27 protein-coding genes and 1 riboswitch are annotated in these 25,246 nt (G+C 55.4%); of the genes, 16 read left to right on the top strand and 11 right to left on the bottom strand.

What is annotated here, in order from left to right; all coding sequences use genetic code 11:
• The coding region (gene queA / locus ABF287_RS08920) for a tRNA preQ1(34) S-adenosylmethionine ribosyltransferase-isomerase QueA (RefSeq protein ID WP_347184662.1) at positions 1 to 671 on the top strand (671 nt) is incomplete at its 5' end.
• Between the two features lie 13 nt (positions 672 to 684).
• Here queA and ABF287_RS08925 read toward each other — a convergent pair.
• Genes ABF287_RS08925 through thiM form a run of 7 tightly spaced genes read right to left on the bottom strand, consistent with a single transcriptional unit; the run spans position 685 to position 6,009 of the window.
• Positions 685 to 1,416 carry an ABC transporter permease gene (locus ABF287_RS08925; RefSeq protein ID WP_347184663.1) on the bottom strand — a complete coding sequence of 244 codons (732 nt, stop codon included), beginning with the start codon at positions 1,414 to 1,416 and terminating at the stop codon, positions 685 to 687.
• Entirely contained in the window at positions 1,413 to 2,150 is a 738-nt protein-coding gene (locus ABF287_RS08930; protein WP_347184664.1) for an ABC transporter ATP-binding protein, read from the bottom strand. The genes ABF287_RS08925 and ABF287_RS08930 overlap by 4 nt, the downstream gene beginning before the upstream one ends.
• Complete coding sequence (gene tenA / locus ABF287_RS08935) at positions 2,147 to 2,842, bottom strand: thiaminase II (protein ID WP_347184665.1); 696 nt, start codon at positions 2,840 to 2,842, stop codon at positions 2,147 to 2,149. The genes ABF287_RS08930 and tenA overlap by 4 nt, the downstream gene beginning before the upstream one ends.
• The gene (locus tag ABF287_RS08940) at positions 2,839 to 3,777 is read right to left on the bottom strand and encodes an ABC transporter substrate-binding protein (protein WP_347184666.1); all 939 of its coding nucleotides are present in this window, start codon (positions 3,775 to 3,777) and stop codon (positions 2,839 to 2,841) included. The genes tenA and ABF287_RS08940 overlap by 4 nt, the downstream gene beginning before the upstream one ends.
• A gap of 2 nt (positions 3,778 to 3,779) precedes the next feature.
• Positions 3,780 to 4,592, bottom strand: a complete 813-nt coding sequence (thiD, locus tag ABF287_RS08945) for a bifunctional hydroxymethylpyrimidine kinase/phosphomethylpyrimidine kinase (protein WP_347184667.1) — start codon at positions 4,590 to 4,592, stop codon at positions 3,780 to 3,782.
• Positions 4,589 to 5,239, bottom strand: coding sequence for a thiamine phosphate synthase (gene thiE, locus ABF287_RS08950; protein ID WP_347184668.1), 651 nt, complete (start codon positions 5,237 to 5,239; stop codon positions 4,589 to 4,591). The genes thiD and thiE overlap by 4 nt, the downstream gene beginning before the upstream one ends.
• Positions 5,236 to 6,009: a hydroxyethylthiazole kinase gene (thiM, locus tag ABF287_RS08955; protein WP_347184669.1), complete on the bottom strand. Its 774-nt coding sequence runs from the start codon at positions 6,007 to 6,009 to the stop codon at positions 5,236 to 5,238. The genes thiE and thiM overlap by 4 nt, the downstream gene beginning before the upstream one ends.
• A gap of 43 nt (positions 6,010 to 6,052) precedes the next feature.
• Positions 6,053 to 6,141: riboswitch (TPP riboswitch) on the bottom strand.
• Positions 6,142 to 6,422: 281 nt separating this feature from the next.
• Between thiM and ABF287_RS08960 the strand changes: the two genes are divergently transcribed.
• The 5 genes from ABF287_RS08960 to ABF287_RS08980 all read left to right on the top strand — a co-directional run bounded on the left by ABF287_RS08960 (position 6,423) and on the right by ABF287_RS08980 (position 11,480).
• The gene (locus tag ABF287_RS08960) at positions 6,423 to 7,682 is read left to right on the top strand and encodes an MFS transporter (RefSeq protein ID WP_347184670.1); all 1,260 of its coding nucleotides are present in this window, start codon (positions 6,423 to 6,425) and stop codon (positions 7,680 to 7,682) included.
• 186 nt (positions 7,683 to 7,868) lie between these two features.
• On the top strand, positions 7,869 to 8,447 hold the full coding sequence (locus tag ABF287_RS08965) for a DUF924 family protein (protein WP_347184688.1): 579 nt from the start codon (positions 7,869 to 7,871) through the stop codon (positions 8,445 to 8,447).
• 158 nt (positions 8,448 to 8,605) lie between these two features.
• Positions 8,606 to 10,000 (top strand): dihydrolipoyl dehydrogenase, encoded by a 1,395-nt coding sequence (gene lpdA, locus ABF287_RS08970; RefSeq protein ID WP_347184671.1) that lies wholly within the window; start codon positions 8,606 to 8,608, stop codon positions 9,998 to 10,000.
• Between the two features lie 24 nt (positions 10,001 to 10,024).
• Positions 10,025 to 10,396, top strand: coding sequence for a hypothetical protein (locus tag ABF287_RS08975; protein ID WP_347184672.1), 372 nt, complete (start codon positions 10,025 to 10,027; stop codon positions 10,394 to 10,396).
• A gap of 112 nt (positions 10,397 to 10,508) precedes the next feature.
• Positions 10,509 to 11,480, top strand: a complete 972-nt coding sequence (locus ABF287_RS08980; protein ID WP_347184673.1) for a LysR family transcriptional regulator — start codon at positions 10,509 to 10,511, stop codon at positions 11,478 to 11,480.
• 17 nt (positions 11,481 to 11,497) lie between these two features.
• On the opposite strand, the gene ABF287_RS08985 is transcribed toward ABF287_RS08980, so the two are convergent.
• The gene (locus tag ABF287_RS08985) at positions 11,498 to 11,854 is read right to left on the bottom strand and encodes a rhodanese-like domain-containing protein (protein ID WP_347184674.1); all 357 of its coding nucleotides are present in this window, start codon (positions 11,852 to 11,854) and stop codon (positions 11,498 to 11,500) included.
• Positions 11,855 to 12,102: 248 nt separating this feature from the next.
• On the opposite strand from ABF287_RS08985, the gene uvrA reads away from it, so the two are divergent.
• Together uvrA and ABF287_RS08995 are read left to right on the top strand one after the other, a co-directional pair.
• Complete coding sequence (gene uvrA, locus ABF287_RS08990) at positions 12,103 to 14,985, top strand: excinuclease ABC subunit UvrA (RefSeq protein ID WP_347184675.1); 2,883 nt, start codon at positions 12,103 to 12,105, stop codon at positions 14,983 to 14,985.
• Positions 14,985 to 15,404: an NUDIX hydrolase gene (locus tag ABF287_RS08995; RefSeq protein ID WP_347184676.1), complete on the top strand. Its 420-nt coding sequence runs from the start codon at positions 14,985 to 14,987 to the stop codon at positions 15,402 to 15,404. Before uvrA ends, ABF287_RS08995 begins: the two co-directional genes overlap by 1 nt.
• Positions 15,405 to 15,452: 48 nt before the next feature.
• On the opposite strand, the gene serS is transcribed toward ABF287_RS08995, so the two are convergent.
• Positions 15,453 to 16,745, bottom strand: coding sequence for a serine--tRNA ligase (gene serS, locus ABF287_RS09000; RefSeq protein ID WP_347184677.1), 1,293 nt, complete (start codon positions 16,743 to 16,745; stop codon positions 15,453 to 15,455).
• 545 nt (positions 16,746 to 17,290) lie between these two features.
• Between serS and yajC the strand changes: the two genes are divergently transcribed.
• From yajC to ABF287_RS09040, 8 genes are all read left to right on the top strand, one after another.
• Positions 17,291 to 17,614 (top strand): preprotein translocase subunit YajC, encoded by a 324-nt coding sequence (yajC, locus tag ABF287_RS09005; RefSeq protein ID WP_347184678.1) that lies wholly within the window; start codon positions 17,291 to 17,293, stop codon positions 17,612 to 17,614.
• A 119-nt stretch (positions 17,615 to 17,733) separates the two neighbouring features.
• Positions 17,734 to 20,361 (top strand): protein translocase subunit SecD, encoded by a 2,628-nt coding sequence (secD, locus tag ABF287_RS09010; protein WP_347184679.1) that lies wholly within the window; start codon positions 17,734 to 17,736, stop codon positions 20,359 to 20,361.
• Positions 20,362 to 20,437: 76 nt separating this feature from the next.
• Entirely contained in the window at positions 20,438 to 20,791 is a 354-nt protein-coding gene (locus ABF287_RS09015) for an Mth938-like domain-containing protein (protein WP_347184680.1), read from the top strand.
• A gap of 31 nt (positions 20,792 to 20,822) precedes the next feature.
• On the top strand, positions 20,823 to 21,443 hold the full coding sequence (gene ccmA / locus ABF287_RS09020; protein ID WP_347184681.1) for a heme ABC exporter ATP-binding protein CcmA: 621 nt from the start codon (positions 20,823 to 20,825) through the stop codon (positions 21,441 to 21,443).
• Positions 21,440 to 22,096, top strand: a complete 657-nt coding sequence (gene ccmB, locus ABF287_RS09025) for a heme exporter protein CcmB (protein WP_347184682.1) — start codon at positions 21,440 to 21,442, stop codon at positions 22,094 to 22,096. Before ccmA ends, ccmB begins: the two co-directional genes overlap by 4 nt.
• A 65-nt stretch (positions 22,097 to 22,161) precedes the next feature.
• Complete coding sequence (locus tag ABF287_RS09030) at positions 22,162 to 22,896, top strand: heme ABC transporter permease (protein WP_347184683.1); 735 nt, start codon at positions 22,162 to 22,164, stop codon at positions 22,894 to 22,896.
• Complete coding sequence (gene ccmD, locus ABF287_RS09035) at positions 22,893 to 23,051, top strand: heme exporter protein CcmD (RefSeq protein WP_347184684.1); 159 nt, start codon at positions 22,893 to 22,895, stop codon at positions 23,049 to 23,051. The genes ABF287_RS09030 and ccmD overlap by 4 nt, the downstream gene beginning before the upstream one ends.
• Positions 23,044 to 23,583, top strand: coding sequence for a DsbE family thiol:disulfide interchange protein (locus ABF287_RS09040; RefSeq protein WP_347184685.1), 540 nt, complete (start codon positions 23,044 to 23,046; stop codon positions 23,581 to 23,583). Before ccmD ends, ABF287_RS09040 begins: the two co-directional genes overlap by 8 nt.
• Positions 23,584 to 23,592: 9 nt before the next feature.
• Here the strand turns inward: ABF287_RS09040 and ABF287_RS09045 are convergent, their stop codons facing one another.
• Together ABF287_RS09045 and ABF287_RS09050 are read right to left on the bottom strand one after the other, a co-directional pair.
• Complete coding sequence (locus tag ABF287_RS09045) at positions 23,593 to 24,336, bottom strand: DUF3800 domain-containing protein (RefSeq protein WP_347184686.1); 744 nt, start codon at positions 24,334 to 24,336, stop codon at positions 23,593 to 23,595.
• A 331-nt stretch (positions 24,337 to 24,667) separates the two neighbouring features.
• On the bottom strand, positions 24,668 to 25,246 hold a 579-nt coding region (locus tag ABF287_RS09050; RefSeq protein WP_347184687.1), incomplete at its 5' end, for a PLP-dependent transferase.

Genomic DNA, 25,246 nt, shown 5'->3' on the forward strand with positions numbered 1-25,246 from the left:
CTTTTTTGACGTTTAACCTTACGGGCGATGATTTTGATGCGGCTTTGAACGCAGCGGGGGCCATGCCTTTGCCGCCCTATATCGAAGCCCTGCGCAAGGCCGACGCGCAAGACAAAGAAGATTATCAAACGGTTTGGGCCAAAACTCTGGGCGCCGTGGCGGCCCCCACTGCGTCGTTGCACTTTGATGCGCCTTTGTTGGCAGCACTGCAGGCAAAAGGGGTCGAGATCACCTATGTCACGTTGCACGTTGGCGCGGGCACGTTTTTGCCCGTCAAAGTCGACAACGTTGATGATCACAAAATGCATGCCGAATGGGGCGAGGTGTCGCCCGAGGCCGCCGCACAGATCGCCACCACAAAGGCCAATGGCGGACGTGTCATTCCCGTGGGCACCACGGCTTTGCGTTTGATCGAAAGCGCTGCGCGCGAGACGGGGCAGATTGCGCCGTTTTTGGGCGAGACCGATATTTTCATTCGCCCTGGTTTCACCTTTCACGCCGCCGATGCGTTGATGACCAATTTCCATCTGCCCAAATCGACGCTGATGATGCTGGTCTCGGCTGTGCTCGGATACGACCGCATCCGTGAGGTCTACGCGCATGCGATTTCACAGGAATACCGCTTCTTTTCCTATGGCGACTCGTCGTTGTTGTTGCCGCACGAGGAATAACGCCCGCGCCGGGTCAGTCCCATTTCAAACGTGCAGCGAGCGTATTGACCGCGACAGATACGGTGAGTGTCATAAGCACAAGGGCCAACAGGGCTGCAAACATCAGGTCTGTTTTCGCGTGTCCATTTGCCAGCAGCATCAAATATCCAAGGCCCCGCGACGCACCGACCCATTCCCCGATGATGGCGCCAATCGGGGCATAAACGGCCGCCAATTTTAGCCCCGTGCCCAATGATGGCAGCGCATGGAGGATCGTGATCCGCCGCATGCTCTGCCAGCGGGTGCCATTCATTGTGCGCGCCATATCGGTGATGTCGCGCGGCACACGCGTCAGCCCGTCGTAAAACGCACTGGTCACAGGAAAATAGATGATCAACACGGCCATTAGCACCTTCGAGGCGATCCCGTATCCCAACCACAGCGTCAACAAAGGCGCGATGGCGAACACTGGCACGGCTTGGGTGAAAACCAACAGCGGCATCACCACACGGTAAAGCCGTTGCGACAGTGCCAGTTGAATGGCGGTCATGATGCCCAAGGCAGAACCAATGCTAAGACCTAATATGACTTCGGTCGCGGTGATCAGCGTATGTGCTCCAATCAGCGCGCGGTTGTCCCACGCCGCCTGCACCACGCGCCACGGGGTGGGTAAAATAAAACTTGGGGCGCCCGTGACCCAGATCACCAACATCCAAAATCCCAACCCAAACACAATCGCGCCGAAAGCGTATCCCAACTTGCTCATACCGCCCCCCGCAAATGCGCCAGTAATGCGGCCTGACAATCGATAGTCTCGGGTGCATATTGGCCGCGTGGCGGGCTTGCATTTGGCGGTTGCCACAACGTTGCTCCCTCCGGCGTCAGGACCGCAATTTGATGCCCCAACCGGACCGCTTCTGCAGGATCATGGGTCACAATCAGAACTGTTTTACCGCTTAGCATCTGCGCCGAAAGATCCTGCATATCTGCGCGCGTACTGGCATCCAGCGCCGAAAAAGGTTCGTCCAGCAACGCGATAGGACGGTCTTCCATCAACGTGCGCGCCAAGGCGACGCGCTGACGCATGCCCCCCGACAAAGCAGACGTTTTTTTGTGGCGGTGCGCCGCAAGACCCACCCGTTTGAGCAGCTCATTGGCGCTTTCTAAATCGGGCGACGTGCCGCGCAGGCGCGGCCCCAAAACGATGTTTTCGAGCACCGATAGCCACGGCAAAACCACATCTGACTGCGCCATAAAACTGACCCGCCCTGACAGCTCTGCCCCATCAGACGCCTCAATAGAACCTCGAAACTGGCTGCACCTTGCATCGTCGCCGTTAAGCCCCGCGACACTGCGCAACAGCGTGGACTTGCCAACGCCGGAGCGCCCGAGAACACAGGTCCATTGCCCCGCAGGGAGCGTCAAATCCACGGTGCCAAACAGGGGCTGCCCCGCGATTTCAACGTGACCATTCAGATGAATCGCAGGGGCACCCGTCATGCGCCACGTAGCCCCATATCCCAAAATGCGGTTTCAAGACGCGTGGCCGTGGTGAACCGATGTTGCAGCTGTGCCCAGCGTGGTGCACGCACGACATCTGCGGAGGCGTGGCCCAATCGCCGCGACATCGCGGCGTCAATCATATGACCGACATTTGTCATGACGCTTTGATATTCTGGATCAGCATAAGTCTCGATCCAGTCACGATAGGGCGTGTCAGGTGCGGCTTCCTTGTGCAATCTCAGCCCGATTTCACCATAGCCAAAACAACACGGCGCAAGTGCTGCCATCAAGTCCAAAAAATCACCCTGCACCCCAGCGTCCATGACGTAACGGGTGTAGGCAAGGTTTTCGAGTTCTTCGGTGGCGGCAAATAAAGTCGCCTCATCAATGCCTTCGGCGGCGCAGGTTTTGACATGCAACGCCATTTCATGGCTGACCAACGCGTTCACGGTGCTGGCACAGGTTTTCATCTCGTCTAGCGTGTCGGCTTTGACCACGGCCAACGACCACGCACGGGCGAAATGCACCAAAAAGACGTAATCTTGGATGAGATAATGCACGAATGCCGCGCGCGGTAATGTCCCGTCCGCAAGGCCTGTGACGAAGGGGTGATGCGTGTAGGCCTGCCAGTCAGATCCGCTGCCAGCGCGCCAAAGTGCGAAAGTGTCGCCATATGAATGCGGGCTCATGGCGCGCTCACGTCTATGGCGATGGTGGAAACAGGATTGATGCCTGGGATCAGGCCAGCGTCATACATAAAGGTCTCGAACGCGGCATAGCGCCCAATGTCGATCGCCGCAGGGCGCAGGGCAAATCGCGGCAAAGTGTCGACCCAAGCACGCGCATTCAACTCGTCTTGCAGCTCTGGCGCGGTGCTTGAAAAGATGTCCCAACTGTCTTGAGGATGGTTGACGATATATTGCGTCGCCTTTTGCGTCGCGGCCAAAAATCGCCGGATCATATCGGGGTTCATGGTGTCTTTGTGGGCCACATAAATCAATTCGTCATAAGGCGGCAGGCCTTCTTCTTCGACGTAAAAACACCGCCCGGGCACGCCTTCGATATCCATTTGGTTCAACTCAAAATTGCGAAACGCGCCAATCACCGCATCGACTTGGCCAGACATCAACGACGGGGACAGCGACCAATTCACGTTGATCAATTCCACATCATCAAGCGTCAGCCCGTGTGTGTCTAAAACGCGGCCCAACACAGCCTCTTCCACACCACCAACAGAGAAACCGACTTTCTTCCCCTTAAGTATTTGCGGAGACGTGATCGGACCATCTGCCAGTACCAAAAGGCAATTCAGTGGGGTCGCCACAAGCGTGCCGACACGCACCAAGGGCAGCTCTTCATGCGCGAACATGTGCAACTGCGGCTGATAGGAAATCGCCAAGTCGATCTTGTCCGCTGCGACCAATTTTGGCGGATCTGATGGGTCCGCGGGGGCGATGATCTCAACGTCAAGATCGACGTCGGCGAAGTACCCTTTTTCTTGGGCGACAATGATCGGCCCGTGGTCTGGGTTGACGAACCAATCGAGCATCAGTGTCATTTTGTCTTGCGCCCAAAGTGGCGCTGCGTAGATGGAAATAGCGCTCGCCAGTAAAATAGATTTCATAATCACGCTCCTTTTGAGGTGTCGTATAAATGTGCGAAATGGTGGACAGGGCCATGGCCCGTGCCGACTTGCAATCGGTCTGCTTGGGCGATGGCATGGGTGACGTAGGACTTTGCCGCAGAGACTGCAGTCACGATATCGCCGCCTTGGGCGATCTGTGCGGCAAGCGCTGACGATAGGGTGCACCCCGTGCCATGCGTGTTTTGCGTCAAAGTGCGCGGACTTTCGAACCACGTTGCAGTGTCCTTTGTGACAAGGCAGTCGGGGCTTTCAGCGCCGTCCAAATGCCCGCCCTTCATCAAAACGGCTTTGCATCCAAGCCCGCAAAGGGCGCGCCCTTGGGTTTCCATTTCAGGGCGCGTTGTTGCCACATCTGTTCCCAATAAATGTGCAGCTTCGGGAAGGTTCGGCGTCAGCACCGTAGCCATCGGCAAAAGTGCATCGCGCACAACGCCAACAGCATCAGGGTCCAGCAATGCGGCACCACCTTTTGCAATCATCACCGGATCAAGCACAATCGGAACGTCTCGCCCGCTGAGCGCGTTCGCCACGGCCTGCGCGATTTCGGCGTTGGCGATCATCCCGATTTTGACGGCGTGTACAGAAATGTCGTCGAAGACTGACGTAATCTGGCTTTGCACAAAGGCGGGGGGGACCAGATGAATGTCCTGCACGCCGGTGGTGTTTTGCGCGGTCAGCGCCGTGAGCGCCGCCATGGCAAACGCCCCGTTGGCGGAGATAGCTTTGATGTCGGCTTGTATGCCCGCACCCCCTGAGGGGTCAGATCCTGCAATACTCAGAACATTGGGGGTCATGCTTGTACCTCCGACGTTCTGATTTTTGATCTGAACTGCTCTGCGGCATGTCTGGGATTTGGCTGGCCACAAATTGCAGACACCACGGCCAGACCATCGGCACCTGTGGCCCAGACTTGATCTTGGTGGTCTGCTTTTAGACCTCCGATAGCCACAGTTGGCACGTGGGAAAGCGTCACCAGCTGCGCCAACCCGTCAAATCCAATCGGTGCTTTGTGATCTGATTTGGTTGGCGTGCCAAAAACTGGCCCAAGCCCCAAATAGTCGACACGCCCCGTGTCCGCAGCCTTGACCGTTTGCGGTGTTTCGCAAGACAGCCCGAGGATTTTTGATGGCCCCAATAGGGCGCGCGCTTGCTCTGGCGTCATATCGCCTTGGCCAATATGCGCGCCGTCGACATTTGCAGCACAGGCGGCCTCGACATCGTCGTTTATCACCAACGGCACGCCGGTGCCGGCAAGGGCGACTTTCAGTCGCCATGCCATATCAATCCGTTCGAGTGTGGTCGCGTCTTTGGCGCGCAGTTGCACCATGGTCACGCCACCAGCCACGGCCTGCATAACTGTTTCGACCAAGCCAACATCGCTGCACAGCGCCGTGTCTGTCACCAAATAAAGCTGCAATTTTGACCGCAGATCCATCATCATAGGATCGCCGCTGCCAAGTTTTCGGGCTGGGTTGCCGCCAAAGCATCCAAGAAATGCATCTGAAAACTGCCAGGTCCGTCCGCGCGTTCTGCGGCTTGAGTGCCTGCAACTTTGAAATGCGCCAAGGTCGCAAGAGCCGCCTCAAACGCGGGGCCACTGGCGGCATATGCGCCCATCAAAGCCGTTTGTGAACACCCTAATGCTGTGACTTTTGGCATAAGGTCTGATCCGCCCGCGACCTGCGCGGATCGTGTGCCGTCCGTGACGAAATCAACGGGACCAGTGACGGCCACGACTGAGCCGAACTTTTGCGCCAGCGCGCGCGCTGCATCTTGGGCCGCATCGACACTATCACCACTGTCAGCGCCTTTGCCCGCACCTGCTTCGCCGGCCATTGCCATGATTTCAGACGCATTGCCGCGCAGAATTGTCGGGCGCAGGGCCATCAAGTCTTGAGCGACGCTTTTGCGATACGCCGAAATGAAATGCGCAACAGGATCGAGCACCCAAGGGATGTTTTTGTCAGCTGCAGTGCGTGCCGCTTCCAACATGCTAGCGGCCCATGCAGGTGACAGCGTGCCAATGTTGATCGTCAGCGCGCCACAGATCGGTGTGAAGTCAGCGATCTCGTCCTGCGCGTGTACCATGGCGGGCGACGCGCCTGCGGCAAGAACAACATTTGCGGCGACATTCATCGCAACGAAATTGGTCATGCAGTGCACCAACGGGTTTTGGTCGCGCAGAGAAATAATAAGGGATTGCGGTGTCATTTTGTCTCCTTTTCTGTCGAAAAAAGGGACAACGCCCGCGACAAAGCGGAACGCAACACCTCCCTCCGCCAGCATTATCTGGTTCAGGTTCAAAGGGTACGTCTCAGCCTTTCGGCGCCCCTGGTGCGGCTTTGATAGGCCGATGATTTGGGACTGTCAAACCGCAAAATTTACGATTTCATGGGGGGATAGGACTTCTGAACATATTATTTGAGACATGCCAAAAGTGCTGAAATGTCGCGGAGCAGGGGCCAAATGGCCTGTCTTTCTTGCCTTACCGTGATGTTGGCGCAGCGTCAGGGGGGGGAAATTTCTTTCTTCGTTCGAATTCCTCAGATATCGGTGATCTGTAGGACGCAAACGCCTCAGTGAGTCGCGTCAGTCCCGTGTGTTTCAACTCATAAGGTGGCCCCATGCGTCAGGTTCTTGCGTCTTCGTCGGCATTGTTGCTCGGCATGTTGCTTTTGATGATCGGCAATGGCCTGCAAGGCTCGGTCTTGGGGGTGCGCGGCGGCTTGGAAGGGTTTTCCACCTTTGCCCTGTCCATCGTCATGTCGGGCTATTTCCTTGGCTTTTTGGGTGGTTCGCAAATCACACCACATTTGATCCGCCGCGTCGGCCATGTGCGAGTCTTTGCCGCACTGGCCTCATTCATTTCGGCGGCTTTGATCATTTTTCCAACACTCACGGACCCCATCGTGTGGACCCTGTTGCGCATCGTGTTGGGGTTTTGTTTCTCTGGCGTTTACGTGACGGCGGAAAGCTGGCTCAACAATGCCACCACCAACGAGATGCGCGGCAAGACCTTGTCGGCCTATATGATGGTGCAGATGGTCGGCATGGTGATCGCGCAAGGCATTTTGTCTCTTGGCGATCCATCGGGTTATGTCCTGTTCATCGTGCCGTCAGTATTGGTCTCAATTTCTTTCGCGCCGATTTTGCTTTCAGTGTCGCCCACGCCGCCTTTCGAGACGTCTAAATCCATGACGCTGCGCCGGTTATTTCAGGTGTCACCCTTGGGCTGTGTTGGCATGTTTTTGATGGGGGGCGTGTTTGCTGCCCAATTGGGAATGTCGTCGGTCTACGCCATTCAAGCAGGCTTTTCTTTGCCGGAAGTGTCGATCTTTATTGCGGGCATCTTTATCGGTGCTGTGATTTTTCAGATTCCGATTGGCTGGATATCGGATCGTATGGACCGCCGTTTGGTGATTTTAGGCGCGGCTGCTGTTGGTGGTGTGGCTTGTGTCGTGGGCAGTATTGTTGGCACGCATCTCTATGTGGCTGTCGGGGTCGCTGTTGTAGCAGGGGGGATGGCAACCCCGCTCTATTCTTTGCTGATTGCGCATACCAATGACTATCTCGACCCTGATGATATGGCGGGCTCCTCTGGCGGTCTGATCTTTATCAATGGAGTTGGTGCTGTGGGCGGTCCTGTTGTGGCAGGCTGGCTGATGGGCGTGTTTGGCCCCGCTGGCTATTGGGTGATCCAAGCTGTGTTGATGCTGTCCATCGTGGGCTATGCCGCTTGGCGGATGACGCGCCGCGCCGCAATTCCGGTGGATGAAACCGCCGCTTATGTCGCGGTTATGCCGTCTTCAACGCTTGTTGCATCTGAAGTGGCGCAGGAATGGGCGATTGAACAGGCTGAAGAAGAGGCAGAAGATGCTGCCTAAAAAGGCGTTTGATATACCGCAGTATACCGAACATTGCGCAAACTGTCTCAATTGCGCAACATTTGCAAATTTGACGTGATTTGGGAAATGCTCCCCTTGCGTCAAATACCTGTGATTGTAACGATTTTATGTAACGGCACGCCATAACGGAGAGACCCCATGGCCTATATCAAGTCGCAAAAGCCCATTGTCACACCAGATGAAGTGTTGTCCTTCTGGCTCGATGAGCTCTCACCCAAAGATTGGTATGTTGCAAATGATGCGGTTGATGCAAAAATCCGCGATCGGTTTTTGCCAGCTTGGGAAAAGGCGCAAGAAGGTGCATTTTCGCTTTGGCTGACTTACGCGTCTGGGGCCTTGGCTTACATCATTCTCAACGATCAAATGCCGCGCAATATGTTCCGCGGTGACGGCAAAAGCTTTGCTTCAGATCGCATTGCATTGGCTGCCGCGAAAGCCGCGATTTCCAAAGGCTGGGATATGAAAATTGACGTGCCTGCGCGCCAGTTCTTCTACATGCCGTTGATGCATTCTGAGTGCCTCACAGACCAAGAGCGCAACGTGTGTTTGTTCAAAGAGCGCATGAATTCGAGCGACGACAACCTCACCCACGCCAAGGCGCATCGCAATGTGATCCGTGAGTTTGGGCGGTTCCCATACCGCAACGAAGCGCTCAAGCGTGCCACAAATGCCGCAGAAAAGGTGTTTTTGTCCAAGGGCGGGTATCGTTTTGCGCTTGAGTGCTTGTCGCCAAAAGCGGCTTAAGCCTTGTAATACATAACAAAATACTGGACCTATGCGTTTTCCGTCTGAGCTATGCGTCAGGTGGGATGCGGCCTTTCGCGTTCAATTGCACAGGACCCGTTGCCCGATTTTCAAAAGTAGTTTAGCTTCAAACTAAATTTGGTTTCGGGAGGATCCCCATGTCTGATAAATCTTTTGATCTCGTTGTAATCGGTGCCGGTCCGGGTGGTTATGTGGCCGCAATTCGCGCAGCACAGCTCGGTCTGTCCGTTGCGTGTATTGAGCGTGAAAACCTTGGGGGCATTTGTCTCAACTGGGGCTGTATCCCGACCAAAGCGTTGCTGCGTTCAGCTGAGATTTATCACCAAATGGAACGCGCCAAAGATTACGGCCTGTCTGCAGACAAAATCGGATTTGATCTCGACGCTATTGTCCAGCGTTCACGCGGTGTTGCCAAGCAAATGAATGGCGGCATCAAAGGCCTGTTCAAGAAAAACAAAATCACGTCCATCATGGGCGAGGCCAAATTGGCTGGCAAAGGCCAAGTGATCGTCACAACCGACAAGGGCACCGAAACCCTGACAGGTAAAAACATCATCGTCGCCACCGGCGCGCGTGCGCGTGAATTGCCTGGTCTTGAGGCCGACGGCGATCTGGTTTGGGCCTACCGTCAAGCACTTGTGCCAACTCGGATGCCGAAAAAGCTCTTGGTCATCGGCTCTGGCGCGATTGGCATTGAATTTGCGTCTTTCTACAACACGCTCGGCGCTGACACGACTGTGGTCGAAGTCATGGACCGCGTGTTGCCGGTGGAAGACAAAGACATTTCCACATTTGCGAAAAAGCAATTCGTCAAGCAAGGCATGAAAATCCTCGAAAAAACCACCGTCAAAAAACTCGACCGCTCTGCGGGCAAAGTTGTGGCCCATTTGGAGGACGCCAAAGGCACAACAACGCAAGAATTTGACACGGTGATTTCCGCGGTGGGTATCGTGGGCAATGTTGAAAACCTTGGTCTCGAAGAGCTCGGCGTCAAAATTGACCGCACGCACATCGTCACAGACGAATACTGCCGCACGGGTGTGGACGGCGTGTTCGCGATTGGTGATGTCGCAGGTGCGCCGTGGCTGGCCCACAAAGCGTCCCATGAAGGCGTTATGGTGGCCGAGCTGGTTGCCGGCCTTAAAGCCCACGCGATCAAGCCAAATTCCATCGCGGGCTGTACATACTGTCACCCACAAGTGGCCTCAGTCGGTCTGACCGAAGCGAAAGCGAAAGAAGCGGGCTACAAAGTCAAAGTCGGCAAATTCCCATTCATCGGCAACGGTAAAGCTGTGGCCATGGGCGAAGCCGAAGGCCTTGTGAAAACCGTGTTTGACGAAGTCACAGGCGAGCTTTTGGGCGCGCATATGGTTGGCGCTGAAGTCACCGAGATGATCCAGGGCTATGTCATCGGACGTCAGCTTGAGACCACCGAAGAAGACCTGATGCAAACCGTCTTCCCGCACCCGACCATGTCAGAAATGATGCACGAATCCGTGCTTGATGCATATGGGCGCGCGCTGCATATTTAAGGGGCATTTTGAAAGCCCTTTGATATGACATCACAATTGATAGAAATCGGACGCGCCTATGGTGTGTCCGATTTTTCGTTGCTGACAGCCGCATTTGAGGCCGCCGACATTCCATTGTTTCTAGCGGGCGCACAGTCTCACAGCGTGATCCCGAATTTTGCCGTGGCAATGGGAGGCGCGCAGATTTGTGTTTTTTCTCATGATCGGGACGCTGCGATCCACTTGTTGAACAGTTTGGACTTCCGTCATGAACTCGCGCTTCCTATGTGGCTCAAGATCCTTTGCGTGACGGTGTCACTGCTTCTAAGTGTTGTCCCGATCCACTTTACGGGCGTTTTTCCGCGGTTTCACAGTGTTGTGGAACAGGTTGGCGACAGGACGCCCGAGGACATCTGACCCCGCTTTGCGTTTGTGTTGTAGCTGCTTGCATAAGTTCGGTAGGTGTTCTTAATCGCGAAGCATGGGCGCGGGGGTTGTGCACAAATAAATGCACCCCTATGCTCTTCCTATGACGGATTGGGATTCCCTTCGATATATTTTGGCAGTGGCACGCGAAGGCGGGCTGTCTGGTGCTGCGCGCGTGCTTGGGGTTAATCACGCCACTGTCTCGCGCCAGCTTTCACGGGCTGAAGAAGCCGCGGGTGTTCGGTTTTTCACGCGGTTGGCCTCAGGCTTGCAAGCCACAGAGGCAGGTAAAGTTGCCATCGCCCATGCCGAGGAAGTCGAAGCTCGCATGGTGGCGCTGGATATTGCTTTGGCCGCCCGTGATGAGACCGAGGAAGGCGAGTTGCGGATCACTATTCCGCCGCTCGTGGCCGAGGATCACTTCGCAGAAGACCTAAAAGAATTCAAACGGTTGCATCCGTTTATCGACATTCAAATCTGTGGCTCTACCGAAGTCCTTAATCTGCACAAGCGCGAGGCGGATATCGCCATTCGTGTCAGCAGTTCACCTGAAGAAAGCCTTTGGGGCCGCATGATGGTGCAGCAGCGGGCAGGGTGGTTTGCCTCGCCTGCGTTCTTGGAAGAGTACAAGGACGTGTTGGACGGCGTCGATACAGAAACGCCGTTGCCTTATATCGGGTTCACGGCTTGGGACAATGTTTGTCCGCCGACGTTGTTTGCGAATATGCCCAGCTGTCGCATGGCGTTGAAGACGGATGATATGATTTCCGCGATCTCTGCGGCGCATTTGGGACACGGCGTTGTGCGCTGTACCCATTTGGTTGGTGGCGGTGATCCAAAGCTTGTACGTGTGCCGCAATTCGCGCTGGATGATCACTTTCCGATTTGGATTTTGACCCATCCTGATTTGCGCCACGTGCCACGTGTCACCGAATTTATGCGGTTTATTGCGGGCCGTTTTTCTGCGCGCCGAGACATCTATTTTGGACCAGACGAACCAAACGCGGGCGGGCAAATGGCCAGCACGGAACAAGCGACCTTTGACGGGGCCGCGGCTGTTGAGCCTGCCGAATAACGTAGATCTGTCAGACCTTATGCGCGCGTGATGTCGCCGCCGCCCTGTATCCAATCGCCAAGGCCGCCGAGGTTAATGACCGGCGCATGGCCCATTTGCGTCAACATACGTGCGGCACCAGCGGAGCGCGCACCAGAGGCACAATAAAGCACAATGTCTTTACCTGATTTAAGCTCCGCAATGCATTCGGGCGAAGACGGATTTGCGCGCATGGATAGGGTGGCTAAGGGCAGACTGATCGCCCCTTTCGCCATGCCTGACTGCTTGATTTCGCTTGGGTCTCGCACGTCGATCAAGACCAATGTGCCTTGGCGTAAGCCGGCTTCGACTTCGGGGACTGAAATTGTTGGGCCTGACTTGAACATGGCAAACATAGGGTGTGCTTTCGATTGTATGTTTTGTCGTGTTTTTAGCTCCTCTAGTTCAAAATTTCTGTGATCAAGTCACCAAATGAGGTTTCTGATCTCGCCGCGCGGTCTTGCGTTGCGCCATACAGCAATGTGACCCAGATAATGTTAATGTTCGCCTAATGTTCTCATTTTTCTATTGGAACATGTCCGATTGCCCGTTAGATATGTGCAAAGCGTTAATTTATGCGTGAATCTATACGGGTGGCAGGCACATGGCAGAGCTGAAATCAATCGAAGTCAGAGGCGCGCGCGAGCACAACCTTAAGAACATCGATGTGGATATTCCACGCGATGAATTGGTTGTCATCACAGGGCTGTCTGGGTCGGGTAAATCCTCGCTCGCCTTTGATACGATTTACGCCGAAGGACAGCGGCGCTATGTCGAATCCTTGAGCGCCTATGCCCGTCAATTCCTTGATATGATGGGGAAACCTGACGTGGATCACATCGCGGGTCTCAGCCCTGCGATCTCGATTGAACAAAAAACCACATCGAAAAATCCGCGCTCGACTGTGGGCACTGTGACCGAGATTTACGATTATCTGCGTCTGTTGTTCGCCCGCGCTGGCACGCCTTATAGCCCCGCCACGGGCGACCCGATTGAGGCGCAACAGGTGCAAGATATGGTCGATATCGTGATGACACTGGCGGAGGGCACGCGGGGGTTTTTGCTTGCGCCGATCGTGCGCGATCGCAAAGGCGAATACCGCAAAGAATTCCTTGATCTACGCAAACAGGGCTTTCAACGGGTAAAAGTCGACGGCGAATTTTACGAGCTCGACGAGCCGCCCACCTTGGACAAAAAATATCGCCATGACATCGACGTGGTCGTGGACCGTATTGTCGTCCGTGAAGGCTTGGAAACCCGTTTGGCGGATTCCCTGCGCACGGCGCTGGATTTGGCCGATGGCATCGCCATTTTGGAAACCGCCCCGCGGGAGGGCGAAGGCGAGGTGGAGCGCCTGACATTTTCCGAAAACTTCGCTTGTCCGGTGTCTGGTTTTACCATCCCTGAAATCGAACCGCGGCTGTTTTCCTTTAACGCGCCATTCGGGGCCTGCCCGAAATGTGATGGGCTCGGGGTCGAGCTGTTTTTTGATGAACGCCTCGTGGTGCCTGACGCCACGCTCAAGGTCTATGACGGTGCGATCGCCCCGTGGCGCAAAGGAAAATCCCCCTATTTCCGCCAAACGATCGAGGCCATCGCAGAACATTATGAATTCAAGGCTTCATCTCCGTGGAAAGACATTCCAGCCCATGTGAAGCAGGTTTTTTTATACGGCTCCGGCGAGGAAGAAATCAAATTCCGCTACGACGAAGGCGGCCGCGTTTATGAGGTCACGCGCTCTTTTGAGGGTGTGATCCCCAACATGGAGCGCCGTTACCGCGAGACGGATTCCAACTGGATTCGCGAAGAATTTGAACGCTACCAAAACAACCGCCACTGTGGCCATTGCAATGGCTTCCGTCTGCGTCCCGAAGCTTTGGCGGTGAAAATTGGCCCCGAAGCGGCGCGGTTGCATGCAGGCGAAGTGGTGCAGATGTCTATCAAGGAAGCCTACGTGTGGATCGATGGCATCAACGACAGCCTGAGCAAGCAAAAGCAGGAAATCGCCAAAGCCATCATCAAAGAAATCCGCGAACGGCTTGGGTTTTTGAACAATGTGGGGCTTGAGTACCTGTCTTTGTCGCGCAATTCGGGCACGCTTTCTGGCGGTGAAAGCCAACGTATTCGTCTGGCTTCGCAAATCGGATCAGGCTTGCAAGGCGTGCTTTACGTGCTCGATGAGCCCTCCATCGGCTTGCATCAGCGCGACAATGATCGCCTGATCGGCACGCTGAAAAACCTGCGCAATCAAGGCAATACGGTGATTGTGGTCGAACATGACGAGGACATGATCCGCGAGGCGGACTATGTGTTCGATATCGGCCCAGGGGCTGGTGTTCATGGCGGGCAGGTGGTGGCCAAAGGCACGCCGAAGCAGATTGAAAAGGCCAAAGGGTCGATCACGGGCGATTATCTGACCGGCAAACGCGAGGTGCCGATCCCTGAAGTGCGCCGTAAGGGCAATAAGAAAAAGATCAAAGTGGTCAAGGCCACGGGCAACAATCTGAAAAACGTCACTGCTGAATTTCCGCTGGGGCAGTTTGTTGTGGTCTCAGGCGTGTCTGGCGGCGGCAAATCCACTTTGACGTTGGAAACCTTGTTTAAAACCGCCTCTATGCGATTGAACGGTGCGCGGCAAACCCCTGCGCCTTGCGAGGCGATCAAGGGCTTGGAGCACCTCGACAAAGTCATCGATATCGACCAACGCCCCATCGGCCGCACGCCGCGCTCGAACCCTGCGACTTACACCGGTGCTTTCACTCCGATCCGCGAGTGGTTCGCTGGTTTGCCGGAATCCAAAGCGCGCGGCTATAAACCCGGCCGCTTTAGTTTCAACGTCAAAGGGGGGCGCTGTGAGGCCTGCCAAGGCGATGGTGTGATCAAGATCGAGATGCACTTTTTGCCCGATGTTTACGTTGAATGCGAGACCTGCAAAGGCGCGCGTTACAATCGCGAAACCTTGGAAGTTCAGTTTAAAGGCAAGAGCATAGCCGATGTTCTTGATATGACTGTTGAGGACGCGCAAGAGTTTTTCAAAGCCGTGCCAAGCATCCGCGACAAGATGGACGCGCTGATGCGTGTGGGGCTTGGTTATATCAAAGTCGGCCAACAGGCGACGACCCTGTCGGGCGGCGAGGCGCAGCGGGTGAAACTGTCCAAAGAGCTGGCGAAACGCTCTACGGGGCGCACGCTCTATATCCTTGATGAGCCCACAACAGGCCTGCATTTCGAGGACGTGAAAAAACTGCTCGAAGTGCTGCATGAGTTGGTCGATCAGGGCAATTCCATGATCGTGATTGAGCATAACTTGGACGTGATCAAAACCGCCGACCACATCATCGACATCGGCCCAGAAGGCGGCGATGGCGGCGGCATGATCGTGGCCACAGGTACGCCCGAAGAGGTCGCCAATGTGGAGGCCTCGCACACGGGGCGCTACCTCAAACCGATGCTGGAAAAAATCGCTGCGCGCAAAGCGGCCAAGTGATGGCGCAGCAGCCCAAGCTCGGTGCTCTGGCCGTCGTGCTGCGGGGCGATGACGCGCTTTTGGTGCAGCGCAAGAACCCGCCAGATGCGGGCACTTGGGGCTATGCAGGGGGCCATGTGGAGTTCGGCGAAACCTTTGCCGAAGCGGCTGTGCGCGAATTGCATGAGGAAACGGGTATCATCGCCAAACCTGTGCAACTTATTGATACCGCTGAATTTATCCATCGCGAAATGCAAGGGAACGTGACCCATCATTTCGTACTCGGCGCTGTGCTGTGCGAATATGTGTCTGGCGATCCCGTCGCCGATGATGACGCGCTGGATGCGGCTTGGGTGTCTCTCGCTGACATCTTCGCTAAACGTCTGCCCATGTCCGACAAAGTTGACGATGTGGCGCGGATGGCTGCTGCGCTCATATAAAAACGGCGCCCGAATGGACGCCGTTCTTATCAATCAAAGTTGTTGATTTTAGCTGAGCGTTCCGTCCTGACCCAAGGTCAGTTTGCCGCCCAAGTAAGGCGCAAGGACGTCGGGCAGGGTCACTGTGCCATCTGCGTTTTGACCGTTTTCCAGCACCGCAATCAATGTACGCCCCACGGCCAAGCCAGAACCGTTGAGCGTGTGCACGAACTCAGGCTTGCCGCCGTCGGCTGGCTTGAAGCGCGCGTTCATGCGGCGGGCTTGGAAATCGCCTGTGGTGGAAACAGAGGAAATCTCGCGGTAGGCGTTTTGACCGGGCAACCAAGCTTCGATGTCGAATGTGCGGCGCGCGCCGAAGCCGATGTCGCCTGTGCACAGATCGACGGTGCGGTAGGGCACGCCGAGCTTTTCCAAGATGCCTTCTGCGCAACCCAACATGCGGGCTTGTTCCGCGTCGGATTCGTCTGGGTGCGTCACAGATACCATTTCGACTTTCTCGAACTGGTGTTGGCGCAGCATGCCGGATGTGTCGCGGCCCGCTGATCCTGCCTCTGAGCGGAAACACAGTGTGTGCGCGGCGTAACGGCGCGGCAGGTAGCTTTCGTCAATCACATGGCCCGCGGCGATATAAGTCAACGGCACTTCGGAGGTCGGCACCAGCCACATGTCGTCTTCGGTGCGGTAGCTGTCTTCGCCGAATTTCGGCAACTTATCAGTACCGTACATGGCTTCGTCGCGCACCAACACAGGAGGGTTCACTTCGGTCAGACCGTTTTCGTCCACGTGGGTGTCGATCATGAATTGTGCGAGCGCACGGTGGATGCGCGCCACGCCGCCGGACAACAACACAAAGCGCGAACCGGAAATCTTGGCCGCTGTCTCGAAATCCATTGAGGCCGCAACGGACGCCAGCTCGTAGTGTTCTTTGGGTTCAAAATCAAAAGAAGGCACATCGCCCCACGTTTTGACCTCGACGTTCTCGTCCTCATCCTTGCCGTCTGGCGCGTCTGGCGCTGGCACGTTGGGGATGCGGGCGAGAAAATCTGTCAGCTCTGCGTCTTTGGCTTTGGCTTCGTCATTCAAACGCGCGATATTGGCTTTGCTTTCAGAAACTAGGCTGCGCAGACGTTGGAATTCGTCCTCGTCGCCACGGGCTTTGGCAGCACCCACCTCTTTGGAGGCCTTGTTCTGTGTGGCTTTTGCCTCTTCGGCTTCAGCAATTAAAGCACGGCGGGCGGAATCGATGTCCAAGATTTGCGATGACAGCCCAGACAGCCCACGGCGCGCCATGGCGGCGTCAAAAGCATCAGGATTTTCGCGAATGGCTTTGATGTCATGCATCGGGGGAGTCCTTGGATTGAGATTAGATGCCCCGCTTATGCAATAGGGCGCGGATAGGATCAAGCGGGTGCAGGCTAAAGCGGGTTTGGGCGCTCGGCAGCCATTGTTGCAAGCGGATCAATCGCGCCATTGCGGCGAATGAGAAATCAGTGATGTGAATGCGAAGGCGAAAACGGTGAGTGTGGATCGGAGAAATACAAAGCCGACAAAGCTACCGATGGTGCGCGGTTTCCGAAAATATGGTGTACCTTAATGCTCCACAGAGGCGACAATTGTATTTTTTCGTTCATTGACCAGTTCACTTCTTTAGAACCCCAACTATATGAGCAAGGAAAGCTGCTCTTATCGTGGGGTAAATGGCCTGTAGGCGTGTAGCATTGGGACGTGCGGGAGAAACCCTTCAGTTTCCCGCTAGTTTCCTTATGGGGTCTGCTTGCAAAGGGTAAAAGCCGCCTATAGGGTGCCCGACGACTGAGGGGCGGGGGACTGCCTTTTTTGACTGACATAGGCGCGCAAGATGCGCCGTTTTTGACAAAGGACGACACATGTTCGTATCACCAGCATTTGCTCAGGCCGCAGGCGGCGCAGGCGGCAACCCAATCATGCAATTCGTACCTCTTATTGCGATTTTCGCGATCATGTATTTCCTCATGATCCGCCCACAGCAAAAGAAAGCCAAAGAGCACCGCGCGATGATTGACGCTGTGCGTCGTGGTGATCAGGTTGTGACGGCTGGTGGCCTGATGGGCAAAGTGACCAAGGTTAAAGAAGACGGCGAATTGGAAGTGGAAATTGCAGAAGGCGTGAAAGTGCGCGTTTTGAAAGGGACATTGGCCAACGTGATTTCGAAAACTGAGCCAGCGGCTTAAGGTTTCTACATAGATATAAAAGGCTCGCTGATCGGCGGGCCTTTGAACGTTTAAGACCCAGATAAATAACCCGCGCAACCGCGACAGATCGCGCAGCGCCCCCGCATATAGGCTGTTACATGCTCAACTTTTCTCTTTGGAAACGGATCGTCATTTGGGGCCTTGTGGCCTTAGGTCTGTACGCCGCTTTGCCCAACGCGTTTTACAACCGCGTGGACACGCACAATCAGGCGATTGCCAAGATTGAGACGTCGGGAGAGACAACGGAACTGGCGGCAGAGCGCGATGCTTGGCCGACATGGCTGGCGGAGAACGTCGTCAATCTCGGGCTTGACCTGCGGGGCGGGGCGCATTTGCTGGGTGAAGTGAATGTGACGGAAGTCTACAAGGCGCGGATGGATGGCTATTGGCCGTCTGTGCGTGATGCTTTGCGCGATGAGCGTGACACCATCGGCACCATTCGCCGCGTGGATGCGCCTGACGGGTTGTTGCGTGTGCGTATTTCCAAGCCTGACCAAATGGAAACGGCTTTGCGGACTGTGCGCACCTTGGCCAACCCTGTGGTGTCTTTGACGTCGGCTGGCCAAAACGACATCGTCGTCAGCGCGAACAATGATGTGATCACGATTGAACTGTCTGAAGCTGAAAAAGCCGCGACAGACGATCGCACGATGCAGCAGTCGCTTGAAATTATTCGCCGTCGTGTGGATGAGGTCGGTACGCGTGAGCCGACGATCCAGCGCCAAGGGGATGACCGTATTCTCATTCAGGTGCCAGGGATCGGGTCGGCTGCTGAGCTGAAATCTTTGATCGGCACCACCGCGAAATTGACGTTCCATCCTGTGGTGGGTCAGGCAAGCAATCCTGATCAAGCCCCCGGAGCGCGCAATTTCATCGCGCCTGATATTTCAGGCAACGGCATTTACTATATCTTGGAAGACAGCCCCGTTGTGACAGGCGACGAATTGACGGACAGCCAGCCTGCGTTTGACCAAAACGGTCAGCCTGCGGTGACGTTCCGCTTCAACCCAACGGGCGCGCGTAAATTTGGCGATTACACGGCTGCCAATGTCGGCGCTCCGTTTGCCATTGTATTGGACAACGAAGTCATTTCTGCACCGCGCATCAACGAAGCTATTCGTGGCGGTTCAGGTCAAATTTCTGGTAACTTCACTGTTGAGGAATCTACGGAACTGGCCGTTTTGCTGCGCGCAGGTGCTTTGCCAGCTAAGATCAACTTCCTAGAAGAACGCACCATTGGACCAGAGCTTGGCGCAGATTCCATTGCCGCAGGTAAAATTGCGACCATGGTCGCCTTTGCGGCCGTTTTGGTGTTCATGGGCCTGGCCTACGGGCTGTTCGGGATGATGGCCAATGTGGCCTTGGTGATCAACGTCGCACTTTTGTTTGGCTTGTTGTCTGCAATTGGTGCGACGCTGACCCTGCCGGGTATCGCGGGGATTGTGTTGACAGTCGGCATGGCCGTGGATGCAAACGTGTTGGTTTTCGAACGTATTCGCGAAGAGTTGAAAACCTCGAAAGGGCCGGGGCGGGCGATCGAGCTGGGCTATGAAAAAGCGCTTTCTGCGATCATCGACGCCAATATCACCACCTTTATCACGGCGGCTATTTTGTTCATCATGGGCTCTGGTCCGGTGAAGGGCTTTGCTGTGACTTTGGCTTTGGGCATCATCACATCCGTGTTCACTGCGATCTACGTGACCCGCGCGATGGTGGCGATCTGGTACCACCGCAAGAACCGCAAGGGCTGGAAACTGTCTGGCGTGAAACTTGTGCGCGATAACACCAAGGTCGACTTCTTTAAATACGCCAAAATCACATTTGGTCTTTCGGCCTCTTCTGTGGCGGCAGCTTTGATCGCATTTGCGGTGCTCGGGCTGAACTTTGGGATCGATTTCCGCGGCGGTACAACCATTCGCACCCAATCTGAAAGCGCTGTGAGCGTTGCCGATTACCGTGCGGCGATGGAGCCTTTGGGGCTGGGCGATGTGTCCATTACCGAAGTGTTTGATCCGAATTTCGACGAAAACCAACACGTCGCCATGGTGCGCATTGAGGCACAAGACGAGGTGGAGGCGGTCACGCCAGAAATCATCGCAATTGTCGAAGAGGCGCTGCAAGCCGTTGATCCAAGCATCACTTTCCCCTCTGTGGAATCGGTGGGGCCGAAGGTCTCTGGTGAGTTGATCCAAACCGCTATTTTGGCTGTTGCGGCCGCTATTGGCGCGGTGCTGTTCTACATTTGGCTGCGTTTTGAATGGCAGTTTGCTTTGGGGGCCGTGGCCGCTTTGGTGCACGATGTTGCCATTACGATCGGGATCTTTGCGATCTTCAAGATCCAGTTTGATCTGACGATTATCGCAGCGCTTTTGACCATCGTGGGCTACTCGCTCAACGATACAGTGGTTGTGTTTGACCGCGTGCGTGAGAACCTGCGCAAGTACAAAAAGCTGGAACTCTCTGGCGTGCTGAACCTTTCGATCAACGAAACTTTGGCGCGTACGATCATGACCTCTGGCACCACGTTGATCGCTCTGATCGCTTTGCTGGTCTTGGGCGGTGATGTGATCCGTGGCTTTGTCTTCGCGATGACTTTGGGTGTCATTGTCGGTACGTGGTCATCCGTCTTTGTGGCGTCGAAGTTCTTGCTCTGGCTTGGCGTGAAACGCGACTGGGAAAAGAAAGATCCGACCCCAGGCATCCAAACAGACGGCAGCGCTGTTTAAATTTTTACAGGCCAGCGCGGGGCTTCCTGCGCTGGTCTTTTCCACTCTCAATTCACGCTAGGAGCCGGAGACAGTCATGCATATTAACGAGATGGCCTTTGATGGTGCTGTGCCGATTGACAGCTATGGACCGGGTTTTTTCCGCGTCCAAGGCGAGGTGCATGAAGGCGCAATGCTGATGCTGGCGGCTGATATTTCCGCTTGGGGTGGCATGGATGACGCAGCACCTTTGTTGGCGCTGAAAGATCAGGTGGATTTCATCTTGTTTGGCACGGGCGAACAGCTGGCCTACTTGCCACCCGCGCTGCGCAGCGCTTTGGATGCGGCTGGTATTGGCGCCGAAGTTATGGCCACGCCAACGGCTTGTCGCAGCTATAATATCTTGGCCTCTGAGGGGCGTCGTGTGGCTGTGGCACTTTTGCCCGTTTGATGCGCGCGCTATTGCCTGTAGGCTCGGGTGTATGAGCATTCTATCTGTCACTGATCTTAGCGTTGCCCGTGGTGGCGTACCCGTTCTTGAGGGGCTGAACTTCGCAGTCAAAGCCGGCGAGGTTCTGGTTCTGCGCGGTCCCAACGGTGCGGGCAAAACCACGCTCTTGCGTACGCTGGCGGGGCTGCAACGGCCGCTCACTGGATCGGTGACTTGCGCCGAGGATGCTGTGGCTTACGCCGCCCATGCGGATGGGTTGAAATCGACGCTGACCGCCCGTGAAAACCTGAAGTTTTGGTCTGGTGTTTACGGCGGCGGCGATATCGCACCTGCGCTGAACGCCTTTGATCTTAATCCTTTGGCGGATCGTATGGCGGGCAACATGTCTGCGGGCCAAAAGCGCCGTTTGGGCCTCGCACGACTGCTGGTCACAGGCCGCCCTGTGTGGGTGTTGGACGAACCGACTGTGTCGCTCGATGCGGCCTCTGTCGCATTATTCGCCGCCGCCGTTGCAGATCACATCGCAGCGGGCGGCGCGATGATTGTAGCCACGCATATTGACCTTGGCTTTGAGGCGCAGGTCTTGGATGTGACGCCTTATCGCGCTGATCCCACAGTCATTTCCGGCGCATTTGACGAGGCCTTCCTATGATCCGGCTGTTGATGCGTGATCTGATTTTAGCGCTCAGGGCCGGGGGCGGATTTGGCCTTGGTCTTGGGTTCTTTTTGATCCTTGTGACGCTGGTGCCCTTTGGCGTTGGCCCCAATTCCGAACGGCTTGCCGCCATCGCGCCAGGTGTTTTATGGGTTGGGGCTTTGCTCGCATGCCTTTTGTCCCTCGACCGTATTTTTGCGCTGGATTATGAAGATGGCTCGCTCGATTTGCTGGCCACCGCCCCTGTGCCGCTCGAAGGCTTGGTCGCTATGAAAGCGCTGGCCCATTGGATCACCACGGGCCTGCCTTTGGTCATTGCGGCGCCATTGTTGGGCGTGCTGCTGCATCTGGACATGGCAGCTTACAAGTGGCTGATTATCACACTGCTGATCGGCACGCCTGCTTTGTCTTTCATCGGTGCCTTTGGAGCAGCCATCACCGTGGGGCTGAAACGTGGTGGGTTGCTGATGAGCTTGCTTGTCTTGCCGCTCTATATTCCGACGCTAATTTTCGGCGCCGAAGTTGTGCGGCGCGGTGCGCAAGGGTTCGAAGTCACCACGCCCCTGTTGATGCAGGGCGGGATCACCGCAGGGGCCATCGCCTTGCTGCCCTTTGCCGCAGCCGCCGCTATTCGCATTTCCTTGCGCTGACGGTAACTTGAGTTGAGAAGACCGCCGCTTGCCCATATGGTGAGCGTCAAATTGGAGAGACAGACATGGCATCACTTTGGGAATGGGCAAATCCGCGCAAGTTTATGACTTGGACGGACAAAGCGCTGCCTGTCATATCCATCCTTGCGGCAGCCTTGTTCGTGGCGGGGCTGGTCTGGGGGTTTTTCTTTACCCCTGATGACTACCGCCAAGGGTCTACGGTCAAGATTTTCTACATCCATGTGCCCTCTGCCATGATCGCCATCAACGCTTGGCTGATGATGCTGGTCGCGTCTTTGATCTGGCTGATCCGTCGCCATCATGTGTCCGCTTTGGCCGCCAAAGCTGCCGCCCCTGTGGGCATGATTATGACGCTGATCGCTTTGGCAACAGGCGCGATTTGGGGCAAGCCGATGTGGGGCACATACTGGGAATGGGACCCGCGTCTCACGTCTTTCTTGATCCTTTTTCTGTTTTATGTCGGCTACTTAGCGCTTTGGGAAGCGATTGAAGACCCAGACACAGCCGCTGATCTCACATCGGTTTTGTGCCTCGTGGGCTCTGTGTTTGCCCTGCTGTCACGCTATGCCGTCAACTTTTGGAACCAAGGCCTGCACCAAGGCGCGTCTTTGTCCTTGGACAAGGCCGAAAACGTCGCGGATGTGTTTTGGTATCCGGCCTTGGTGGCGCTTGCAGGCTTTGTCTTACTGTTCTTAGCGCTTGTGCTTTTGCGCACCCGCACCGAAATCCGCTTGCGCCGATTGCACGCCATTGAAACACGCGAAAGGGTGAAGGGATGATGCCTGATCTTGGAAAATACGCTGGCGATGTTTTGGCCGCTTACGGCATCACATTCGCGCTTTTGGGTGGACTGATTGCCTTGTCGCTGATCCGCTCTGCCAAAGTGAAAAAACGTCTACAAGCCGCCGAGGAGCGCCGCAAAACCCATGGCTAAATTTTCCCCTCTCATGGCCTTGCCGCCCGTCTTATTCGTTGGTCTGGCCAGCCTGTTCATCTTTGGCATGAACCGCGAAGACCCCAATCAATTGCCTTCTGCCAAAGCGGGCAAAGACGCGCCGTCTATTGCGCGCGTCACACCGCTTGGCGACCTCGCGCCGCTGGATGACGCTATGCTGCGCACAGGCGGTGTCAAATTGGTCAACTACTGGGCCTCTTGGTGCGCGCCCTGCCGCGCTGAGCACCCGCAGCTTGAGACCATGGCAGGCGAGGGCGTGACGATCTATGGCATCAACTACAAGGACAAACCTGAGGCCGCCATCGGGTTCTTAAATGAACTCGGCAATCCCTATGCCGCCATCGGCGCAGACGAGCCAGGCCGCACAGCGCTGGAATGGGGGCTATACGGCGTGCCCGAGACCTATGTGGTCAACGCCGAGGGCGAAATCACCTACCGCTTTGCAGGGCCGATTACAGTCGAGATCATGGACAAATACATCAAGCCCGAGATTGCCAAGGCGGCTGAGTAGGGGGCGTGGCTAACCGCGAATGCCGCTTCGAACGGACTTTTGATTAAAGCGGTCTTCAAAATATGTTCTGAAAACCTCGTTTTCTGGGAACTCGTCAGGAGCTTTCCAGACCGCACCCAAACGCCCTACTAGCCCGGCAATCCAGTCAGCTGCTTGCATTGTTTGGTAGCGGTGACTTTCAACCTGGAACGGTGGTTCGATAAGACATCGCCGAGGTTCAGCAGGGTTGTACATAGCAATGGCAGCTTCTGTTATAAGGGCGTCTCGCTGATCGTGTTCATCAAGTGTCAGAATGAAATTCTCATTTGGATCACAATCCTCTTCACAATATTGGTTAAGGCGTTTGATCGCTTCCCTCAAAACAATGCGGTAAAGTTGGTTTGGGTTATGCTTTTCTGGCGATTGAGGTTTTGTGCCCCCAACATGAAAGAGAAAGCCACCTAACTTATCTATCTTGTTAAATAACCTGAATGTGAATCTACGGAGTTCTTCATAGTTTTCGACATTCGTTACTGTGTAGAGGCTGGCGCCCTTCTTTTCCCAGACCGCGGGGTGTTGGCCTGACCGGTTGATCTCAAATTTGAGCAAGTCTTGTTTGCGTTGGTAGAACCATGTACCGAACCCTCGCACTTGATCTATTGGTAGCGCGAACCCAGCCAAGCCAAAGACAGGGCTATCATTATGACGTGGGTCTGTTCGGCTGATGTACGGTCCAATGTGCCCAAATTCGTCCAAATACACTACGTAGGTCAAAGTATCTCCAAAAACACGAAAACCCACGCTTGCGCGCGGGCCTCGGAAAGAGGGCAATACAAGCTTGCGCCTCGAGTACTTTATGCAGGACTGGCTTCTCAAAGTCAAGTGCCTTGCGAGTCAATACGCAACACTTGCTACCGTTGTCGAAAGTTACGCATACATTGGTGCCATTGTCACTCAAGAAACCTAAAATTTGTTTAAGATCGCAACGCCGTCATTGAGTACAGCAAACTTGATTTAGCAAAAAGTTTACAGCAATACTCCAAGCTCACATAGAAAAACCCGCCCTCAAACGAGAGCGGGTTTCGTCGTTTCCATCCTACAGGCGCTACTGAATCGCTTGATCCAAGTCAGCAATAATATCCGCCACATCTTCAATCCCGATAGACAGGCGCAGCACGTTTGGCGCGGCGCCGGCTTTCAGCTGTTCGGCCTCGGACAGTTGGCGGTGCGTGGTCGATGCGGGGTGGATCACAAGCGAGCGGGTGTCGCCCAAGTTGGCCACGTGGCTGAACAGCTCCATTTTATCCACGGTCGCCACACAGGCGTCATAGCCGCCTTTGAGCGCCACGGTGAACAGGCCGCCTGCGCCTTTGGGACAGATGCGCGCCATGCGGTCTTTATAAGGGGACGAGTCCAGTCCTGCGTAGGTCACGGCCTCAACGCGTGGGTCTTTTTCCAGCCATTCGGCGACTTTAGCGGCGTTTTCCACATGGCGTTGCATGCGCAAAGACAGGGTTTCGATCCCCATCAGAGTGTAATGCGCGCCTTGGGGGTTCATGGTAATGCCGAGGTCGCGCAGACCGATGGCGATGCCGTGGAATGTGAACGCCATAGGCCCTAAAGCCGCCCCAAAGCACAAGCCGTGATAGGCAGGCTCGGGTTGGCTCAGCGACGGGAATTTGTC

Origin of the sequence: Pacificibacter sp. (assembly GCF_039769035.1) — a bacterium.
Taxonomy (GTDB): Bacteria; Pseudomonadota; Alphaproteobacteria; order Rhodobacterales; family Rhodobacteraceae; genus Celeribacter.

Bases quoted from the DNA above. Each gene is read 5' to 3' on its own strand.
- ABF287_RS08925 (WP_347184663.1), bottom strand. From the start codon at position 1,416: ATGAGCAAGTTGGGATACGCTTTCGGCGCGATTGTGTTTGGGTTGGGA.
- ABF287_RS08930 (WP_347184664.1), bottom strand. From the start codon at position 2,150: ATGACGGGTGCCCCTGCGATTCATCTGAATGGTCACGTTGAAATCGCG.
- tenA (WP_347184665.1), bottom strand. From the start codon at position 2,842: ATGAGCCCGCATTCATATGGCGACACTTTCGCACTTTGGCGCGCTGGC.
- ABF287_RS08940 (WP_347184666.1), bottom strand. From the start codon at position 3,777: ATGAAATCTATTTTACTGGCGAGCGCTATTTCCATCTACGCAGCGCCA.
- thiD (WP_347184667.1), bottom strand. From the start codon at position 4,592: ATGACCCCCAATGTTCTGAGTATTGCAGGATCTGACCCCTCAGGGGGT.
- thiE (WP_347184668.1), bottom strand. From the start codon at position 5,239: ATGATGATGGATCTGCGGTCAAAATTGCAGCTTTATTTGGTGACAGAC.
- thiM (WP_347184669.1), bottom strand. From the start codon at position 6,009: ATGACACCGCAATCCCTTATTATTTCTCTGCGCGACCAAAACCCGTTG.
- ABF287_RS08960 (WP_347184670.1), top strand. From the start codon at position 6,423: ATGCGTCAGGTTCTTGCGTCTTCGTCGGCATTGTTGCTCGGCATGTTG.
- lpdA (WP_347184671.1), top strand. From the start codon at position 8,606: ATGTCTGATAAATCTTTTGATCTCGTTGTAATCGGTGCCGGTCCGGGT.
- ABF287_RS08975 (WP_347184672.1), top strand. From the start codon at position 10,025: ATGACATCACAATTGATAGAAATCGGACGCGCCTATGGTGTGTCCGAT.
- ABF287_RS08980 (WP_347184673.1), top strand. From the start codon at position 10,509: ATGACGGATTGGGATTCCCTTCGATATATTTTGGCAGTGGCACGCGAA.
- ABF287_RS08985 (WP_347184674.1), bottom strand. From the start codon at position 11,854: ATGTTTGCCATGTTCAAGTCAGGCCCAACAATTTCAGTCCCCGAAGTC.
- uvrA (WP_347184675.1), top strand. From the start codon at position 12,103: ATGGCAGAGCTGAAATCAATCGAAGTCAGAGGCGCGCGCGAGCACAAC.
- ABF287_RS08995 (WP_347184676.1), top strand. From the start codon at position 14,985: ATGGCGCAGCAGCCCAAGCTCGGTGCTCTGGCCGTCGTGCTGCGGGGC.
- serS (WP_347184677.1), bottom strand. From the start codon at position 16,745: ATGCATGACATCAAAGCCATTCGCGAAAATCCTGATGCTTTTGACGCC.
- yajC (WP_347184678.1), top strand. From the start codon at position 17,291: ATGTTCGTATCACCAGCATTTGCTCAGGCCGCAGGCGGCGCAGGCGGC.
- secD (WP_347184679.1), top strand. From the start codon at position 17,734: ATGCTCAACTTTTCTCTTTGGAAACGGATCGTCATTTGGGGCCTTGTG.
- ABF287_RS09015 (WP_347184680.1), top strand. From the start codon at position 20,438: ATGCATATTAACGAGATGGCCTTTGATGGTGCTGTGCCGATTGACAGC.
- ccmA (WP_347184681.1), top strand. From the start codon at position 20,823: ATGAGCATTCTATCTGTCACTGATCTTAGCGTTGCCCGTGGTGGCGTA.
- ccmB (WP_347184682.1), top strand. From the start codon at position 21,440: ATGATCCGGCTGTTGATGCGTGATCTGATTTTAGCGCTCAGGGCCGGG.
- ABF287_RS09030 (WP_347184683.1), top strand. From the start codon at position 22,162: ATGGCATCACTTTGGGAATGGGCAAATCCGCGCAAGTTTATGACTTGG.
- ccmD (WP_347184684.1), top strand. From the start codon at position 22,893: ATGATGCCTGATCTTGGAAAATACGCTGGCGATGTTTTGGCCGCTTAC.
- ABF287_RS09040 (WP_347184685.1), top strand. From the start codon at position 23,044: ATGGCTAAATTTTCCCCTCTCATGGCCTTGCCGCCCGTCTTATTCGTT.